Annotated in this window: 16 protein-coding genes; 10 read left to right on the forward strand and 6 right to left on the reverse strand. The window is 72.7% G+C overall.

The window, feature by feature from the left end; all coding sequences use genetic code 11:
- Positions 1-15: 15 nt before the first annotated feature.
- A complete protein-coding gene (locus AC3RJ7_RS05400) occupies positions 16-555 on the forward strand; it encodes an ECF transporter S component (RefSeq protein ID WP_491454789.1) in 540 nt (179 codons plus the stop codon).
- 69 nt (positions 556-624) lie between these two features.
- Here the strand turns inward: AC3RJ7_RS05400 and AC3RJ7_RS05405 are convergent, their stop codons facing one another.
- Entirely contained in the window at positions 625-1,317 is a 693-nt protein-coding gene (locus tag AC3RJ7_RS05405) for a phosphocholine cytidylyltransferase family protein (protein WP_491454790.1), read from the reverse strand.
- A gap of 1,152 nt (positions 1,318-2,469) precedes the next feature.
- Between AC3RJ7_RS05405 and AC3RJ7_RS05410 the strand changes: the two genes are divergently transcribed.
- The 3 genes from AC3RJ7_RS05410 to AC3RJ7_RS05420 all read left to right on the forward strand — a co-directional run bounded on the left by AC3RJ7_RS05410 (position 2,470) and on the right by AC3RJ7_RS05420 (position 5,139).
- Positions 2,470-3,222: an ABC transporter ATP-binding protein gene (locus tag AC3RJ7_RS05410; protein ID WP_491455234.1), complete on the forward strand. Its 753-nt coding sequence runs from the start codon at positions 2,470-2,472 to the stop codon at positions 3,220-3,222.
- Entirely contained in the window at positions 3,198-4,772 is a 1,575-nt protein-coding gene (locus AC3RJ7_RS05415; protein WP_491454791.1) for a hypothetical protein, read from the forward strand. Before AC3RJ7_RS05410 ends, AC3RJ7_RS05415 begins: the two co-directional genes overlap by 25 nt.
- A gap of 79 nt (positions 4,773-4,851) precedes the next feature.
- Positions 4,852-5,139: a DUF3039 domain-containing protein gene (locus AC3RJ7_RS05420; RefSeq protein WP_491454792.1), complete on the forward strand. Its 288-nt coding sequence runs from the start codon at positions 4,852-4,854 to the stop codon at positions 5,137-5,139.
- A gap of 7 nt (positions 5,140-5,146) precedes the next feature.
- Here AC3RJ7_RS05420 and AC3RJ7_RS05425 read toward each other — a convergent pair whose 3' ends face one another.
- Both AC3RJ7_RS05425 and AC3RJ7_RS05430 read right to left on the reverse strand, forming a co-directional pair.
- Positions 5,147-6,421, reverse strand: coding sequence for a nicotinate phosphoribosyltransferase (locus AC3RJ7_RS05425; RefSeq protein ID WP_491455235.1), 1,275 nt, complete (start codon positions 6,419-6,421; stop codon positions 5,147-5,149).
- An 85-nt stretch (positions 6,422-6,506) separates the two neighbouring features.
- Complete coding sequence (locus AC3RJ7_RS05430) at positions 6,507-7,421, reverse strand: EamA family transporter (protein ID WP_491454793.1); 915 nt, start codon at positions 7,419-7,421, stop codon at positions 6,507-6,509.
- A gap of 67 nt (positions 7,422-7,488) precedes the next feature.
- Here AC3RJ7_RS05430 and AC3RJ7_RS05435 point away from each other — a divergent pair, with 67 nt between their 5' ends.
- From AC3RJ7_RS05435 to rdgB, 4 genes are read left to right on the forward strand one after another with little or no spacing between them, the layout of a single operon-like run.
- Positions 7,489-8,358, forward strand: a complete 870-nt coding sequence (locus tag AC3RJ7_RS05435) for a LysR family transcriptional regulator (protein ID WP_491454794.1) — start codon at positions 7,489-7,491, stop codon at positions 8,356-8,358.
- Between the two features lie 11 nt (positions 8,359-8,369).
- Positions 8,370-9,218, forward strand: coding sequence for a glutamate racemase (gene murI / locus AC3RJ7_RS05440; protein ID WP_491454795.1), 849 nt, complete (start codon positions 8,370-8,372; stop codon positions 9,216-9,218).
- Positions 9,215-9,976 carry a ribonuclease PH gene (gene rph, locus AC3RJ7_RS05445; RefSeq protein ID WP_491454796.1) on the forward strand — a complete coding sequence of 254 codons (762 nt, stop codon included), beginning with the start codon at positions 9,215-9,217 and terminating at the stop codon, positions 9,974-9,976. Before murI ends, rph begins: the two co-directional genes overlap by 4 nt.
- A 2-nt stretch (positions 9,977-9,978) precedes the next feature.
- Positions 9,979-10,617 (forward strand): RdgB/HAM1 family non-canonical purine NTP pyrophosphatase, encoded by a 639-nt coding sequence (gene rdgB / locus AC3RJ7_RS05450; RefSeq protein ID WP_491454797.1) that lies wholly within the window; start codon positions 9,979-9,981, stop codon positions 10,615-10,617.
- Positions 10,618-10,691: 74 nt separating this feature from the next.
- Here rdgB and AC3RJ7_RS05455 read toward each other — a convergent pair whose 3' ends face one another.
- A complete protein-coding gene (locus tag AC3RJ7_RS05455; protein ID WP_491454798.1) occupies positions 10,692-11,501 on the reverse strand; it encodes an alpha/beta hydrolase family protein in 810 nt (269 codons plus the stop codon).
- A 143-nt stretch (positions 11,502-11,644) separates the two neighbouring features.
- Here AC3RJ7_RS05455 and AC3RJ7_RS05460 point away from each other — a divergent pair, with 143 nt between their 5' ends.
- The gene (locus AC3RJ7_RS05460) at positions 11,645-12,571 is read left to right on the forward strand and encodes a cation diffusion facilitator family transporter (RefSeq protein ID WP_491454799.1); all 927 of its coding nucleotides are present in this window, start codon (positions 11,645-11,647) and stop codon (positions 12,569-12,571) included.
- 76 nt (positions 12,572-12,647) lie between these two features.
- Here AC3RJ7_RS05460 and AC3RJ7_RS05465 read toward each other — a convergent pair whose 3' ends face one another.
- A complete protein-coding gene (locus AC3RJ7_RS05465; RefSeq protein ID WP_491454800.1) occupies positions 12,648-13,184 on the reverse strand; it encodes a hypothetical protein in 537 nt (178 codons plus the stop codon).
- Between the two features lie 72 nt (positions 13,185-13,256).
- Positions 13,257-14,960 (reverse strand): FAD-binding oxidoreductase, encoded by a 1,704-nt coding sequence (locus AC3RJ7_RS05470; RefSeq protein WP_491454801.1) that lies wholly within the window; start codon positions 14,958-14,960, stop codon positions 13,257-13,259.
- Between the two features lie 113 nt (positions 14,961-15,073).
- Here AC3RJ7_RS05470 and AC3RJ7_RS05475 point away from each other — a divergent pair, with 113 nt between their 5' ends.
- The gene (locus tag AC3RJ7_RS05475) at positions 15,074-16,207 is read left to right on the forward strand and encodes a helix-turn-helix transcriptional regulator (protein WP_491454802.1); all 1,134 of its coding nucleotides are present in this window, start codon (positions 15,074-15,076) and stop codon (positions 16,205-16,207) included.
- Positions 16,208-16,254 lie beyond the last annotated feature (47 nt).

Here is a 16,254-nt window from a genome sequence, read left to right on the forward strand (position 1 = left end):
AGGAGTCGTGCACCCGTGCACCGCACCAGCACCCGCGTCATCCTGAGCTGCGCCGCGATCGGCGTCGGCGGCGGCCTCTTCGCCGCAGGCGCCGGCTACTTCGCCGGCCTCGTCGCGGGCATCGCGCCCATGCTCTACGGCATCACGATCGGATCGCACTTCCTGCCCAGTGCCGTCGCCCTCGCACTCCTGAAGCGCCCCGGCGTCGGCATCCTCACGGGGTTCATCGCCGGGCTCGTCGGCGCCGCGTTCGCCCCCCAGTGGATCTGGCGCTTCCTCATGACGGGCCTCCTCGTCGGCGCCCTGCTCGAGCTTCCGTTCTTCGTCACCCGCTACCGCACGTGGTCGCCGTGGCTCTTCTACGCCGCCGCGGGCGGCTCGGGCCTCGTGCTCGCGGTGGGCACGTTCATCGCGCTGGGGCCCGAGCACTACGCGCCCTGGTTCTGGGTGCTCTACCTCGCGATGTTCGCACTCAGCCCGGTCGTGTTCACCTGGCTCGGCCGGGTCATCGCGCGCTCGCTGTCGCGGGCGGGCGTCGCGCGCACGCTCACCTGAGCGGCCGTGAACGACGAAGAGCGGATGCCTCGGGCATCCGCTCTTCGCTGTTGTGCTGTGTGCTGCAGGTCACACGAAGTGGTTCGCGCGCTCCAGGTCTTCCGCGAAGTCGATCTCGACCGCGTAGAGGTCGGAGACGTCCATCGGCTCGACGAGCAGGCCGTTGTGCTCGATCGCGAGCTCGAGGCCGCGCTCGAAGTAGTCCTGGTCGCCGACCCGCTGCAGGTGCGCGAGGAAGGTGGCCTTGTCGCGGCTCGAGATGTAGTTGATGCCGACGGCCTCGCCGAGACCGCCCTTGACGGTCTTCGAGAGCTCCTTGATGTAGCCCTCGGCGCTCGTCGTGTACTTGACCTCTTCGTCGGAGACCTTCGCCGTGTTCACCGTGACGAACGACTGGTCGCGCGCGATGAGGGGGAGCGCCCGGTCGAGGATCGCCGGGTCGAAGACGACGTCGCCGTTCATCCACAGCACGCCGCCGGGCTGCGACGCCGCGAGGGCGCGCATGAGCGACTTCGAGGTGTTCGTCTGGTCGTACTCCTCGTTGTACACGAAGGACGCCTGCGGGAAGGCCTCGATGATGTGCTCGAGCTTGTAGCCGACGACGATCGTCACGTCGGCGGTGCCGCCGAACGCGTGCTCGACGTTGTCGAACTGCTGGCGCATGATCGTTCGGCCGTCGCTGAGCTCGGTGAGCGGCTTCGGGAGGGATCGCCCGAGCCGGCTCCCCATGCCGGCCGCGAGAATCACGATCTGGGTGGTCACTGCATCTCCTTCGGTGGTCGGATGCCCCCGCCGGGCGCACCTCGAAGCGAGGTGTTCGCCCGGAGTTCATCCGGAAGTTCACATATGGACACGCCGTTATGCCGTCCTCCCAGACTATCGGCGGGGCGCTCAGCCCGGCCAATCGAGGCGGGCGGTCGTAGTCGGATCGTGATACGACGCACAGGTGATGCACAGAAAGCGCCGCCGCGAGCGGGGGAGGAGCGTTCGACGGGTGGTCATTGGTAGGTTGGCTTGGTGACTTCCGTTTCGCGTTCCGAGCACGACGACGAAGCTGCCGAAGGCACCGGTGCGGGGGCATCCGAGCAACGCGGTGCCGAGACCGGTTCGGTCGGCGGCCGCGAGCAGGGCGCCCGATCGACGGGTGCCGACTCGTCGAGCGCTGCGCCGTCGAGCCCGAAGCGGGCGAGTGCATCGAAGTCGAAGGCGAAGTCGATGACCCCGGCCGAGCGGTCGGCGGCTCGCTCCGCAGCCGCGAAGAAGGCGGCCGCGACGCGCAAGGCGAACAAGGCGGCCGCCGCAGCGGCGGCCGAGGCCGAGTCGAAGGCGTCCGCCGAGCCGCAGGACTCCAAGCGGAGCGGTGCGTCGCGCGCCGCCTCGTCGTCGGCGAGCTCGGCCCGCAGCGCGGCCGCGCGGACGACGGGCGCCGCCCGGGCGTCGACCGCCGCGAGCACCGCCGAGGCGCGTACGCGTGCCGCGGCCTCGGCGTCGGCGCACCGCCAGTCGCAACGGGTCGCCGCATCCCTCACGACCGAGACGACCGCCGCCGAACGCAGCCCGCGCAAGACCGCCGAGCCCGCGAGCGCCGCCGTCCCAGCAGTCGATGCCCCGGCCGACGACGATTTCGACCTCGAGGCGACCACCGAGCGCAAGAGCGGTGCGGCGGCGCTCGCGTCGAGCACCGCGGCGACCGAGGTGCTCGCGACCGACCCCGTCGCGCCCGAGGCGTCCGTTTCCGAGGCCTCCGATTCGCCCGCCGAGTCCTCGGTCGACGACCCGCCGCTCGCCGAGGCATCCGCCCCGCTGATCGCCGCCCAGACGGTCACGGTGATCCCCGCCAAGAAGACGCCCGCCCCGCGGAAGAAGCGCACCCTGCGCGTCGCACGGCCGGCGCCGCCGGCCGACGCGCCCCGCGTGCTCGAGGTCACCGGCCTCGTGAAGCGCTTCGGCGACAACACCGCGGTCGACGGCATCAGCCTCTCGGTGCGGGCGGGGTCGTTCTACGGCATCGTCGGGCCGAACGGCGCGGGCAAGACCACCACGCTCTCGATGGTGACGGGCCTCCTGCGGCCCGACACGGGCACGGTCAGCATCCACGGCATCGACGCCTGGGCCGACCCGCGGGCCGCCAAGCGCGTGACCGGCGTGCTGCCCGACCGGCTTCGCCTCTTCGACCGGCTCACCGGCAGCCAGCTCCTCTACTACTCGGGCGTGCTGCGCGGCCTCGACAACCGCACGGTGCGCGAGCGCAGCGCCGACCTCATCACCGCCTTCGGGCTCGACGACGCGGTCGACCGCCTCGTCGCCGACTACTCGGCCGGCATGACGAAGAAGATCGCGCTCGCGTGCGCGCTCATCCACTCGCCGCGGCTGCTCGTGCTCGACGAGCCGTTCGAGTCGGTCGATCCCGTCTCGGCGGCCAACCTGACCGAGATCCTCGAGCGGTACGTCGCCGGCGGCGGCACCGTCGTCCTCTCGAGCCACGGCATGGACCTGATCGAGCGCGTCTGCGACTCGGCCGCGATCATCGTCGCCGGCCGAGTGCTCGCGGCCGGCACCCTCGACGAGGTGCGCGCCGGCCAGACCCTCGAAGATCGATTCGTCGAGCTCGCGGGCGGGCGCAAGGCTGCGGAAGGCATGGAATGGTTGCACAGTTTCTCGGACTGAAACTGCGCCTGCTGGCGAACATCTTCAGACGGAGCACCTGGCAGGTCGTCGGCATCGTCGTCGGGCTCGTCTACGGGCTCGGCCTCGCGCTCCTGCTCTTCCTCGCCCTCGTCGCACTCCGCGTCGTCGGCGACGTCGAGTGGATCCGCGACGTGCTCGTCGTGGCCGGCTCGGCGACGATGCTCGGATTCATCGTCTTCCCGCTCGTGTTCGGCACCGACGACACCATGGACCCGCGGAAGTTCGCGCTGTTCGGCCTGCCCGACCGCACCCTCGCACTGAGCCTCGCGGTCGCCGGCCTCATCGGCATCCCGGCGCTCGTGCTCGGCATCGTGCTCCTCGGCACCGTCGTCACCTGGTCGCGCGGCATCGCGGAGACGTTCCTCGCGCTCATCTCGGCGGCGCTCGCGTTCGCGACCTGCCTGCTGCTCGCCCGCGTGACGACCGCGCTCGCGTCGTTCCTGCTGTCCACCCGCCGCGCCCGCGAACTGCTCGGGGTCATCGGCCTCCTGTTGATCGTCATGCTGTCGCCGATCATCGTCGTGATCGCGACGCTCGACTGGGCGAACTCCGGGCGGACGATCCTCGACGCCCTCGGCGGCGTGCTCGCGTGGACGCCGTTCGGCGCGGTGTTCGCCGTGCCGGGCGACGCGGCGTCGGGCGCTTGGGGTCCGGCCGTCCTCGAACTCATCATCGCCGTCGCGACGCTCGGTGCGATCTGGCTCGCCTGGCAGTCGCTCGTCGCGAAGATGCTCGTGACCCCGGGGCGCGAGGCCTCCGCCAGGAGCTACCGCGGGCTCGGCTGGTTCGATCGCCTGCCGCACGGCGCCACCGGCGCGGTGGCGGCGCGCAGTTTCACGTACTGGTTCCGCGACGCCCGGTACTGGGTGTCGGTCGTGATGATCCCGATCGTGCCGGTGCTCGTCATGGTGCCGCTCGGCGTCGCCGGCGTGCCGACGCAGTACCTCGGCCTCATCCCGGTGCCGCTCATGTGCCTCTTCCTCGGGTGGAGCCTGCACAACGACACCGCCTACGACTCCACGGCGATCTGGCTGCACGTGGTCTCGGGCGTTCGCGGCGTCTCCGACCGGTTCGGCCGGCTCGTGCCGGTGCTGCTCGCCGGCGTGCTCGTCATCGGCCTCGGCAGCGCGGTCACGGTGTTCGCACTCGACGACTGGCGCCTGCTGCCCTCGCTGCTCGGCGTGAGCACCGCGCTGCTGCTCGCGGGCCTCGGCGTCGGGTCCGTCGCCTCGGCACGGTTCCCGTACCCCGCGGTCAAGCCCGGCGACAGCCCGTTCCAGCAGCCGCAGTCGACCGGCGGACTCACGGCGCTCGTGCAGTCGCTCACGATGCTCGCCTCGATCCTGGTCGCGGCGCCCGCGCTCGTCTTCGGCGCGATGGGCGTGCTCGTCGACCCGGCGTGGCACGCGGCCTCGTTCGCCGCGGGCGTCGGACTCGGCGTCGCCGTGCTCGTGCTCGGCGTCTGGTGGGGCGGTCGGGTGTTCGACCTTCGCGGGCCCGAGACGCTCGCCGCCGCGATCCGCGCCTGATCGTGTGCGAGCGTCGTCGCCCGAGGGATCGTCGCAACCGTCGGGCGCGGTCGCTCCGGCCGCGCGTAGACTCGTCGTCATGATCCACAGCGTGCGCGCCAGCATCGCCGACCCCGGCCAGCCCGGCGGCGGCACCGACGTCCTCGACCGCGAACTCGAGAAGCTCCTCGAAGACGAGGCCATCGAGCCGGGCGATCACGAGCGCTTCTCGCACTACGTGCAGAAGGACAAGATCCTCGAGTCCGCCTTGACCGGGAAGCCGGTCAAGGCGCTCTGCGGCAAGAAGTGGACGCCCGGTCGCGACCCCGAGAAGTTCCCGGTGTGCCCGACCTGCAAGGAGATCTACGAGAAGATGCGGCGCGGGTAGCGGCGACTCAGCGGTAGCTCGTCGGGATCACCGGCTCGCCGCGGCCGAGGCGGAACGCCTCGATCGGGAGTTCCTGCATGACGTCGGCGCGGTGCGCCCGCGCCGCGGCCGTGCCTGCGGCTCCGAGGAAGGCGGGGTCCGCCTCGCCCCCGGCCACGAGCTGCACCATGAGCGGACGCAGGTGGTCGCCGACCTCGAACTCGGCCTCGCCGTCGGGCCCGTCGCCGACGAAGACGAGCTCCTCGCGGGCGGTGCGGGTCGAGTCGAGACGTCGTGCGGCGTTCTTGCGGCCGCCGACGCTCGCCTTCTGGGTCGAGGCCTTCGCGACCGGCACCCACTCGCCGGCGTCGTCCTTGCGGGCGACGAGCTTGTAGACCATCCCCGCGGCCGGGAATCCGGAACCGGTGACGACGGCGGTGCCGACGCCGTACGAGTCGACGGGCGCGCCCGAGAGCCCCGCGATGGTGAACTCGTCGAGGTCGCTCGTGACCGTGATCCTCGTGTCGACCGCGCCGAGCGCGTCGAGCTGCTCTCGCACGGCGGCGACGACCGTGGGCAGGTCGCCCGAGTCGATGCGGACGGCGCCGAGCTCGGGCCCGGCGACCTGCACCGCGAGTTCGACGCCCCGATGGATGTCGTAGGTGTCGACGAGCAGCGTCGTCTTCGGGCCGAACGCCTCGACCTGGGCCCGGAACGCACTCTCCTCGGTGTCGTGCAGCAGGGTGAAGGCGTGCGCGGCAGTGCCCATCGTGGGGATGCCCCAGGTGCGCCCCGCCTCGAGGTTCGAAGTGGCGTCGAACCCGGCGATGTAGGCGGCGCGAGCGGCGCCGATGGCCGCACGTTCGCTCGTGCGACGGGAACCCATCTCGGCGATCGGCCGGCCGAGCGCGACCGAGACCATGCGGGCCGCGGCGCTCGCGACCGACGAGTCGTAGTTGAGCGTCGAGAGCACGACGGTCTCGAGCATGACGGCTTCGGCGAAGGACGCCTGGATGGTCAGCAGCGGCGAGCCGGGGAAGTACGCCTCGCCCTCGCGGTAGCCCCAGATGTCGCCCGTGAACCGGTAGTCGGCGAGCCAGTCGAGGGTCGCCGGGCGCACGACCTCGTGCTCGCGCAGCCACTCGAGCTCGGCGTCGTCGAAGCGGAACCGCTGGATGAGCTCGAGCAGGCGCCCGGTGCCGGCGACGACGCCGTAGCGCCGCCCGTCGGGCAGGCGCCTGGCGAAGGCCTCGAAGAGGCTCTCGCGATGGGCGGTGCCGTCGAGCAGGGCGGCGTCGACCATCGTCAGTTCGTAGCGGTCGGTGAAGAGGGCAGCTGAGCCGGTCACCCCACCGAGCCTAGCCGGAGGCGCCGCGCACCCGCCGCGGTCACGCCGAGCCGTCGCGAACGGCGAGTCGGCGTGGGCGGGCACCGGCCGTCCGCAACGGCTCGACCGCCCGGGATGCCTCGGCGGGACGCGCGGTCGCGACGATGTCGCTCAGCATCACGAGGGCGATGCCCGCAAGCTGCCACCCGGTGAGGGTCTGCCCGAGGATGAGGAAGCCGAAGAGCGTCGCGGCCGCCGGGTGCAGGCTCTGCAGGACGCCGAACCGCGCCTTCGAGATGCGCCGCAGCGCCCACATGTCGATCGCGTACGGCAGGGCCGAGCAGAGCAGGCCGACGGCGACGCCCACGAGGAGCACGCGTGGGAGCTCGGCCGGATCGATCCCGATGAGCGCGACGACGAGGAGCGGCGAGGTGACGAGCGCCGCGGTCGAGTTCGCGACGGCGGTCGCGGCGAGGCCGGGCAGGGCGAGGGCGGCGCGCTGGCCGATGACGATGTAGGCCGCCCAGGCGCCCGCGGCGACGAAGCCGAGGAGGATGCCGAGCGGGTCGAGGCCCGTGACCGTGCCCGTGAGCAGGACGACCCCGAGCCCCGCGCCGAGCGCGCAGGCGAGATCGAGCCGCCTGCGGGATCCCGCGAGTGCGACGGCGAGCGGTCCGAGGAACTCGAGGGTGACCGCGAGTCCGAGACCGACCCGGCTGATCGAGGCGTAGAGCGAGAGGTTCATGACGACGAGCACGGCGCCGAGCAGCAGGGCCGGCCGCAGCCGTCGCCAGCCGATCGCGCGCAGTCGGGGCCGCGCGACGGCGAGCGTCGCGATCGCGGCGACCGCCTGGCGCAGTGCGACGACGCCGGCCGGTCCGACGACCGGGAAGACGGTCGCGCCGACGGCTGCGCCGACGGCGACCGAGGTCGCGCTGCCGACCATGGCGAGGCTCGCGGCCCGTGTCGATTCCATGCTTCGACGCTAGATCGCATTGATCATGAACTGAAATGCAATCCGCGTGCATTGATACGCTTCACGCATGGATATCGAGTTCCGGCACCTGCGCGTGCTCGCCGCCCTCGACGAGGAGCGCTCGTTCACGACGGCCGCGGCGCGGCTCGGGCTCTCGCAGGCTGCGGTCTCGCGGTCGATCGCCGCCCTCGAGCACGAGCTCGGAACCCCGCTCGTGCACCGCACGACCCGCCGGGTCGAACCCACGGGTGCCGGCGTCGCGTTCGCCGGGACCGCTCGCCGGCTGATCGCCGAGCTCGATCTCGCGATCGCCGAACTGCGCGGTGAGCGGTCGCTCGTGCGGCTCGGCTACTCGTGGGCGGCGCTCGGCGCGCACACGACCGAGGTGCTCCGCGGATGGAACCGAGCCCACCCCGACGAGCCGCTGCGACTGAGCCGCATCAACCGCCGCGACGCGGGCCTCGCCGACGGCCGGGTCGACCTCGCCGTCATCCGGGGCGAGGTGCGGGTTCCCGACCTCGTCGACGAGGTCGTCGGACACGAACGGCGCTTCGTCGCCATGCCCGTCGACCACGAGCTCGCCGATCGGTCGAGCGTCGCGCTCGCCGACCTCGTGCCGTTCGTCGTCGCCGTCGACCGGTACACGGGCACCACGACCACGTCGTTGTGGTCGGACGCCGGGCTCGAGCCGCCGCGCATGACCGACACGACCGACTTCGAGGACTGGCTCGACCTGATCGCGGCGGGCCAGGTCATCGGCGTCACGGCCGCGGCCACCGCCCACCAGTACCCGCGCCCCGGCATCGTGTTCGCCGAGCTCTCGGACGCCCCGCCGATCGAGGTGCACCTCGCATGGCACCGAGCCTGGCGGCACCCGGCGACGACGCGGCTGGCGCGAGCCATCCGCGAGGCGTACGCGACCGGTCCGCTCGCCTAAGCTTGAACCTCGTGACGGACGCACCGATCGGGATCTTCGACTCAGGGGTCGGCGGCCTCACCGTCGCCCGCGCCGTGAAGGACCAGCTGCCGAACGAGTCGATCCTCTACATCGGCGACCTCGAGCACTCGCCCTACGGGCCGAAGAAGATCGCCGACGTGCGCGGCTACGCGCTCGCCGTGCTCGACGACCTCGTCGCCCAGGGCGTCAAGATGCTCGTGATCGCCTGCAACACGGCCTCGTCGGCGATGCTGCGCGACGCGCGCGAACGCTACGACGTGCCGGTCGTCGAGGTCATCCAGCCCGCGGTGCGCCGTGCGGTCGCGACGACGAAGACGGGCCGGGTCGGCGTCATCGGCACCCAGGGCACCGTCTCGTCGCGCGCCTACGACGACGCCTTCGCCGCCGCTCCGCACCTCGAGCTGTTCTCGCAGGCGTGCCCCCGGTTCGTCGAGTTCGTCGAGTCCGGCGTCACGACCGGCGACGAACTGCTCGCCGTCGCCGAGGAGTACCTCGAGCCGCTGCGCCGCGCCGACGTCGACACGCTCGTGCTCGGCTGCACGCACTACCCGTTCCTCAAGGGCGCCATCTCGTACGTCATGGGAGAAGACGTCACGCTCGTCTCGAGCGACGTCGAGACCGCGAACGACGTCTACCGCGTGCTCGTCGGGGCCGGCATGGAGCGCCGCGACCCGACCCCGCCGACCTACCGCTACGAGGCGACCGGCACATCGACGAGCGCCTTCCTCGACCTCGCCCACCGGCTGATCGCCCCCGAGATCCCGAGCGTCGAGCTCGTGCAGACGGGCGTCATCCCCCTTCCCGACCGCGCCCGGCTTCGACAGGAGAACAACGCATGACCGAGGCATCCGCCACCCCGATCGTCCGCGCCGACGGGCGCGCCGCCGACCAGCTGCGCGAGGTGACCATCGAGCGCGGCTGGAGCGCCCACGCCGAGGGCAGCGCGCTCATCTCGTTCGGCGGCACGAAGGTGCTCTGCACGGCGAGCTTCACGAACGGCGTGCCCCGCTGGCTCACGGGCAAGGGCACCGGTTGGGTGACGGCCGAGTACGCGATGCTGCCGCGCTCGACGAACACGCGCAACGACCGCGAGAGCGTGAAGGGCCGCATCGGCGGTCGCACCCACGAGATCAGCCGCCTGATCGGCCGCAGCCTGCGCGCGGTGATCGACACGAAGGCGCTCGGCGAGAACACGATCGTCATCGACTGCGACGTGCTGCAGGCCGACGGCGGCACCCGCACCGCCGCGATCACGGGCGCCTACGTCGCGCTCGCCGACGCGATCGAGTGGGCGCGCGGCAAGAAGTTCATCGGCCAGAAGTCGACGCCGCTCATCGACACCGTCTCGGCCGTGTCGGTCGGCATCATCGACGGCACGCCCATGCTCGACCTCGCCTACGTCGAGGACGTGCGCGCCGAGACCGACATGAACGTCGTCGCAACCGGGCGCGGGCTCTTCGTCGAGGTGCAGGGCACCGCCGAGGGCGCCCCGTTCGACCGGCGCGAACTCGATTCGCTGCTCGACCTCGCGCTCGCCGGCAACGCGTCGCTCGCCGAGCTGCAGCGCGCCGCGCTCGCCGCGGCGGCGGGGGAGTGACCGTGGCCGCACTCGAGGTCGTGCTCGCCACCCACAACGCGCACAAGGTCGCCGAGTTCCAGCGCATCCTGGGCGAGCGGATGCCGGGACTCACGGTGCTCGGCTACGACGGGCCTTCCCCCGTCGAAGACGGCACGAGCTTCGCCGAGAACGCGCTCATCAAGGCGCGGGCCGCGGCCGAGCACACCGGCCGCATCGCGCTCGCCGACGATTCCGGCATCACCGTCGACGTCATGGGCGGTGCGCCGGGCATCTTCTCGGCGCGCTGGGCGGGCCAGCGGGCGGGCGACGAGGAGAACGTGCGCCTCCTGCTCGCGCAGCTCGGCGACGTGCGCCGGCCGAACCGCGGTGCGGCGTTCCACTGCACGATCGCGGTCGTCGTGCCGGCGGCGCTCCTCGGCGGCGAGGGCGGCGAGGAGTTCGTCGCCGAGGGGTTGTGGCCGGGGGCGCTCGCCTACGAGCCGCGCGGTTCGCACGGCTTCGGCTACGACCCCGTGTTCGAACCCGAGGGCCACGAGGTGACGGCGGCCGAGCTGCTGCCCGAGCAGAAGAACGCGATCAGCCACCGGGCGCGCGCCTTCGAGGTGCTCATCCCCGAGCTCGAGCGCGTCGCGGCACGGGTCGTGCCTTCGGCCGAGTAGCCGACCGTCGGGGCGCGATCGGCGTCTCGAGGACGGCGGCCGCGCTCAGCCGGTGACGAACGCCGTCAGCGCCCTCAGCCGGTGACGAACGCCGTCAGCCGATCGGCGAACGCGTTGAACGCCGTGCCCGTCGTGAGCATCGCCCAGCCGTGGCCGACGCCGTCGTCGACGATCGTCACGTCGTCCGAGGCGGTCGCGTCGGCCAGCTGCTGCAACTCATCGACCGTCACGGTCGAGTCGTCGGGAGCGACCGCGAGGAAGGGCTGAGCCGTGAGCCCCGCCGCGTCGTCCATCGAGTCGGAGCCGCGGAACGAGATCGGCCCCGACAGGTCGGCGACGCCGTCGAGCAGTCCCTCCGCGCCGTCGCGCCCGCCGGCGACGATCGCCGCCGTTCCGCCCATCGAGGCCCCGACGACGACGACGCGTTCTGCGCCCTGCTCGCGCGCCCACGCCGCGGCGGCGAGGATCGCCTCGGCGCCGTCGTCGACGACGTGATTCGCGCCCGACGGGCACTCGGTCTCGCCGTAGCCGCAGTTGTTCACGAGCAGCACCTGCACGCCCTGTTCGGCGAGCATCGACGCGTACGGCCAGAACCCGCACTCGTCCTGGGTGCGCTGGTGCGCGAGGATCGCGGTCGTCGTGCCCTCGCCGGCGACGCCGACGTCGAACCGCGCCTCGCCGACGGGGAGCCACATCGCGGTCGACGCGACGCCGGTGTCGCCGCAGCGCTCCGTCGGCGATGCGGGCAGCGCGTCCGCCGGGGCGGTCGCCGGCGCCGATCCATCGCCGGCTTCGCCGCTGCCCGAGCCGCCCGTGCATCCGGACAGCGCGGCCACGAGGCATCCGGCGGTCAGGAGCAGGGCGAGCGTTCGACGCGACGGCATGGTCCGCAGCCTAGGGGGGGAGCGGCACGCACCGCGACCCCCGGGCGGTGCCGATGCCTGCCATGCCCATGAGAACGCGACTCATTCCTGATTGCGGCGAATGGCCCCGGAGGGCCCTCGGGCCGACCTACGCTGGAGGGGACATGGCGCACGATCACTCCCACGACCACGCCGCGACGGCGAACCGCACTCGACTGTGGATCGCGATCGCGATCATCGGCGCGTTCGTGATCGTGCAGGTCGTCGGCGGCCTCGTGAGCGGATCGCTCGCGCTGCTCGCCGACGCCGGGCACATGACGAGCGACCTCATCGGCCTCGTCGTCGCGCTCGTCGCGGCGTTCGTCGCCGCACGCCCCGCGACCGACCGGCAGACCTACGGCTTCCGCCGCGCCGAGGTGTTCGGCGCGCTCGTCAACGGCGTCATCCTCATCGTCGTCGCGGTGACCGTCACGATCGGCGCGATCGGGCGGCTCGTCACGGGCGCCGAGGGCGAGGCGCACGAGGTGCAGGGCGGCATGATGCTCGTCATCGCCGTCGTCGGCCTGGCCGCGAACATCGCGGCGATGCTCGTGCTGCGCGGGGGCGCGAAGGACTCCATCAACCTGCGCGGCGCGTACCTCGAGGTGCTCGGCGACACGATCGGCTCGGCGCTCGTGATCATCGCGGCGATCGTCATCCTGCTGACCGGCTGGAACGCCGCCGACGCGATCGCCTCGCTCGGCATCGCGGTCCTCATCGTCCCACGCGCGCTCTCGCTGCTGCGCGACGTCGTGCGGGTGCTCAGCGAGAGCGCCCCCGCCGACACCGACGTGGCCGAGATCCGCGACCACCTGCTCGGCACCGCGGGTGTCGTCGCGGTGCACGACATCCACGTCTGGCAGATCACGTCGGGCCAGCCGGTCTTCACCGCCCACGTCGAGGTCGAGCCGCAGGTTTTCGAGGACGGGCGCACGGGCGCGCTCCTCGACGAGCTGGGCGGATGCCTCAGCGAGCACTTCGACGTCGCCCATTCGACCTTCCAGCTCGAGCCGGCGGGCCGTGCGGAGCAGGAGCAGGGCTCGCACTGCTGAGGCGCGCGGGATCCGTTGCGCATCGAGCCCGCCCCGCGTACGCGGAGCGGGCTCGGAGCGCGCGGCGAGCCGCCGGTCAGCAGTTCACGGCAGGGTTGAACGCCGCGAAGACGCCGGCGGGGTTGTGCGCGCCGACCCAGACGTGCAGGTCGTAGTGCGTCGGCATGCCGGGCTCGTGCCCGGGCATGGGGCCGTCGAACGGCTGCGAGCCGAGCATCGGCACGGGCTGGCCCACGTCGGGCTCGAAGAACTCGGCGCTCCAGAGGCGCAGGTCGCCCGACGGCGACGGGCCGTAGGTGAGCATGGGCGGCGCGGCCGGGTCGACCGGGGCGCCGGGGCGCACGAGATCGGGGTTGACGTAGTGGAAGCCCATCGCCCCGTCGGGGCTCGCGGCGCAGTCGCCCGCGGGCACGTAGCCCGCGGCGATCGCCGCGTCGACGTCGTGGAAGCGGGCGGTCGCCGCGCGGACCTCGGCGACGACGCGCCGCATCTCGGGCGTCGTGGCGGTGGAGTCGTGGTCCTCGCCGTCGTGGGCCTGCGCCGGCAGGGCCGGCACGGTGACGGCCGCCGCGGCGATGAGCGTCGCGACGATCGTCCGGTGGATGGTTCGCATGGAGGTTCCTTCTCTCGGGTTTCGGGTTTCGGGTTTCGGACGGGCCTGTCGTGTTCCCGGGGCTCGCGCCGCTCAGTCGCGCTCGACCTCGTGCGACGCGACCCACATCCGCCGCGGGTCGTAGAGGTCGCGCACGCGGACGAGCCGTTCGTGAACGCCGGGGGAGAAGAACGCCGAGGCGCGACCCGGGCGCTCGGCGAAGTTCGGGAAGGCGCGATCGGTCGACCAGGGGCGGAGGGCGTCGGCCACCGCGGCGGTCGCCCGCTCGCCGAGCGCGGCGAGCTCGGGGGTGAACGCGGGCGCGACGGCGAAGAGCGCGTACGCGCCGTCGAGGTGCGAGAGCGCCTGGTCGGCGGGGCGCGCGAGCGCACCGCCGAGGTGCCGCAGCTCGGCGAACATGAGCGGCGTGGCGACGCCCGGCCCGGCTGCGGCGAGCAGCGCGTCGATCGCCGCCGGCGGCAGGTCGCCGAGCATCGCGTGGGCGGAGACGCCGGGCGTCGGCGCTGGCGGGTCCATGTGCACCGCGAGGAGGCCGGCGGCCGGGATGCGCGCGAACGTGTCGAGCTCGGGTGCGAGGGCCCGCAGCGGAGCGAGCAGCTCGGCCGCGCGCTCGTCGTCCTCGAGCAGTGCGCCGTCGATGACGACGAGCTCACGACCGCTGAGGAAGGGCGGCAGCTCGGGCAGCGGCGGGAAGCGCATGAGGCGCAGCGACGTGGTGACCGATTCGGGTGCGGTCCGCGACCACTCCGTCCAGGCGGCGACGACCGTCGGCGCTGCGGCGAGGTCCCACAGCAGCATCCCCGCGACGACGTCGGCGATCGGCAGCAGTTCGAGCTCGATCGCGACGACGACGCCGAAGCCGCCGCCCCCGCCCCGCAGCGCCCAGAACAGCGCCGCGTGCTCGTCGGCGCTCGCGCGGATCAGCTGTCCGTCGGCCGTGACGAGCTCGATCGCCCGCACCGACGACGCGGCGAGCCCGTGCTCCCGCCCGTAGAACGACAGCCCGCCGCCGAGCACGTAGCCCGCCACCGCGACGTCGCCGGCGCTGCCGTGCAGCGCCGTCAGCCCGTGCGGGGTCGCGGCCGCGACGACGTCCTGCCACAGGGTGCCGCCCGTGATGCGCGCCGTGCGCGCGGCCGGGTCGATCTCGACGCCGGTCAGCTCGTGCAGGCGCAGCAGCAGCACCTCGTCGAACGGTGCGCCGACGAGGGCGGATGCCGCGTGGCCGGTGCTCTGCGGCGCGATGCGCAGTCCGTCGGCGCCTGCGGCCGAAACGGCCGCGACGACCTCGTCGACCGTGCGCGGCACGGCGACCGCCGCCGGGTGCTGCTCGACGGCGAGGTTCCACGGACGGCAGGCCTCCTCGTAGCCGGCGTCGCCGGGCAGGAGGACGTGCTCGAGCTCGCGCAGGGCGGCGAGGCCGGTGAGGGTCGGGTTCATGCTGGTTCCTTCGTGATGGGTCGGTACGGGTGCGGCGACCGTCGCCTCGAGACGCACGAGCATGCCCGCGGGCCGGGCGCGCTCGTCGTCGACGACCTCGATCCGGACGCGGGTCGCGTCGCCGAGCCGCTCGGCGAGGATGCCGACGATCTCGTCGGCGGGTTCCGCCGACGCGTTGTGCACCCGGAGGCGGCGCAGCGCCGTCAGCGGCAGTCCGCGACCGACGATGTCGTGCTCGAGGCGCACGAACGCGAGGCACAGCTGCGCCGTGACGTCGTCGGCGTGCACGAGGTCGCCGTGCTGGTCGACGGGCTCGGAGCGGATGGTGGTGGTCACGGATCCAAGCCTGCGAACGGCGCCGGCTCCGAGCCATCCCAGTTGTGGGGGTATTTCCGGATCCCAGTGATCTGGGATATCGCGGCGGGCCGGGGCGGGCGCATACTGATCGCATGCACAACCGGTTGCGCGCCGAACGCGCCCGCGGAGACCTCGACGTGCTGTCGCGCGCGGGTCTCGACCTCGACGACTTCATCGCCGAGGCGACCGAGACCGTCGGCCGGGCGACGCCCTGGGTCGGCGCCTGCGTCGGCACGCACGACCCCTCGACGATGATGCTCACGAGCGCGCGCAAGTACGGCTCGCTCGTCGCGAACAACGAGCACGACATGCTGTTCGGCCTGCTCGAGTACGGGGCGGAGGAGCCCAGTTCCTTCCGTGCGCTCGCCAGGTCGGAGTCGCGTGCGATCGGCATGCACGCGTCGGAGAGCGTCGACGCCGAACGGTCGGAGCGGACCAACCGCCTCATGCGACCGATCTACGGATTCGGCGACGAGGCGCGCCTCGTCTTCCGCGACGGAGCGGGCGTCTGGGGGTGCCTCGCGATGTTCCGAGGCTCCGACGACGCGAGGTTCTCGCTCGACGAGATCGACTTCCTCGGCACGCTCTCCGAGTCGTTCGCGCGCGGGGTGCGCACGGGCATGCTGACCCGGCTCGCGGCCTCACCGATCGGCCCCGCCGAGGTGTACGGCCCGGCCGTGGTCATCATCGGCGCCGACGACGAGGTGTCGCAGATCAGCGTCGGCGCGGAGGAGCGGCTCGCGGAGCTCGCCACGAGCCGGCACAGCGGCGACCCGCTGAGCCTCGTGACCGCACTCGTCGGCGCCGCCCGCCGGACGCTCGCCGTGCCCGGCTCGCCGATTCCGCGTGCTCGGGTGCGCACCGCGGCGGGCACGTGGCTCGTGCTGCACGCCTCACCGCTCGCGGGGCCCGACGGCGCCGCGGGCGACGTGGTCATCACGATCGAGGAGGCGCGACCGCCCGAGATCGTCGCCCTCGTGGTCGCGGCGTTCGGGCTCACGCCGCGCGAGCGCGACGTCACGAGGCTGGTGCTGCAGGGCGTCGAGACGAAGGAGATCGCGGCCACGATGCACGTCTCGGCCTACACCGTGCAGGACCACCTCAAGTCGGTGTTCGAGAAGGCGGGGGTGCGCAGCCGTCGCGAGCTCATCTCGCGCGTCTACTTCGATCAGTACGTGCCGCGGATGGGCGCCGAGGTCGCGCCGAGCGGCTGGTACGCCGGCTGAGGCCGCGGATGCGGCGGATGCCGCGGGTCGCGGTCAGCTGCGCGGAT

It is taken from the genome of Agromyces solani (genome assembly GCF_058349925.1).

Coding starts and splice junctions, on each gene's coding strand:
- AC3RJ7_RS05415 (WP_491454791.1), top strand. CDS start 3,198: ATGGTTGCACAGTTTCTCGGACTGAAACTGCGCCTGCTGGCGAACATC.
- AC3RJ7_RS05420 (WP_491454792.1), top strand. CDS start 4,852: ATGATCCACAGCGTGCGCGCCAGCATCGCCGACCCCGGCCAGCCCGGC.
- AC3RJ7_RS05425 (WP_491455235.1), bottom strand. CDS start 6,421: ATGGTCGACGCCGCCCTGCTCGACGGCACCGCCCATCGCGAGAGCCTC.
- AC3RJ7_RS05430 (WP_491454793.1), bottom strand. CDS start 7,421: ATGGAATCGACACGGGCCGCGAGCCTCGCCATGGTCGGCAGCGCGACC.
- AC3RJ7_RS05435 (WP_491454794.1), top strand. CDS start 7,489: ATGGATATCGAGTTCCGGCACCTGCGCGTGCTCGCCGCCCTCGACGAG.
- rph (WP_491454796.1), top strand. CDS start 9,215: ATGACCGAGGCATCCGCCACCCCGATCGTCCGCGCCGACGGGCGCGCC.
- AC3RJ7_RS05455 (WP_491454798.1), bottom strand. CDS start 11,501: ATGCCGTCGCGTCGAACGCTCGCCCTGCTCCTGACCGCCGGATGCCTC.
- AC3RJ7_RS05460 (WP_491454799.1), top strand. CDS start 11,645: ATGGCGCACGATCACTCCCACGACCACGCCGCGACGGCGAACCGCACT.
- AC3RJ7_RS05465 (WP_491454800.1), bottom strand. CDS start 13,184: ATGCGAACCATCCACCGGACGATCGTCGCGACGCTCATCGCCGCGGCG.
- AC3RJ7_RS05475 (WP_491454802.1), top strand. CDS start 15,074: ATGCACAACCGGTTGCGCGCCGAACGCGCCCGCGGAGACCTCGACGTG.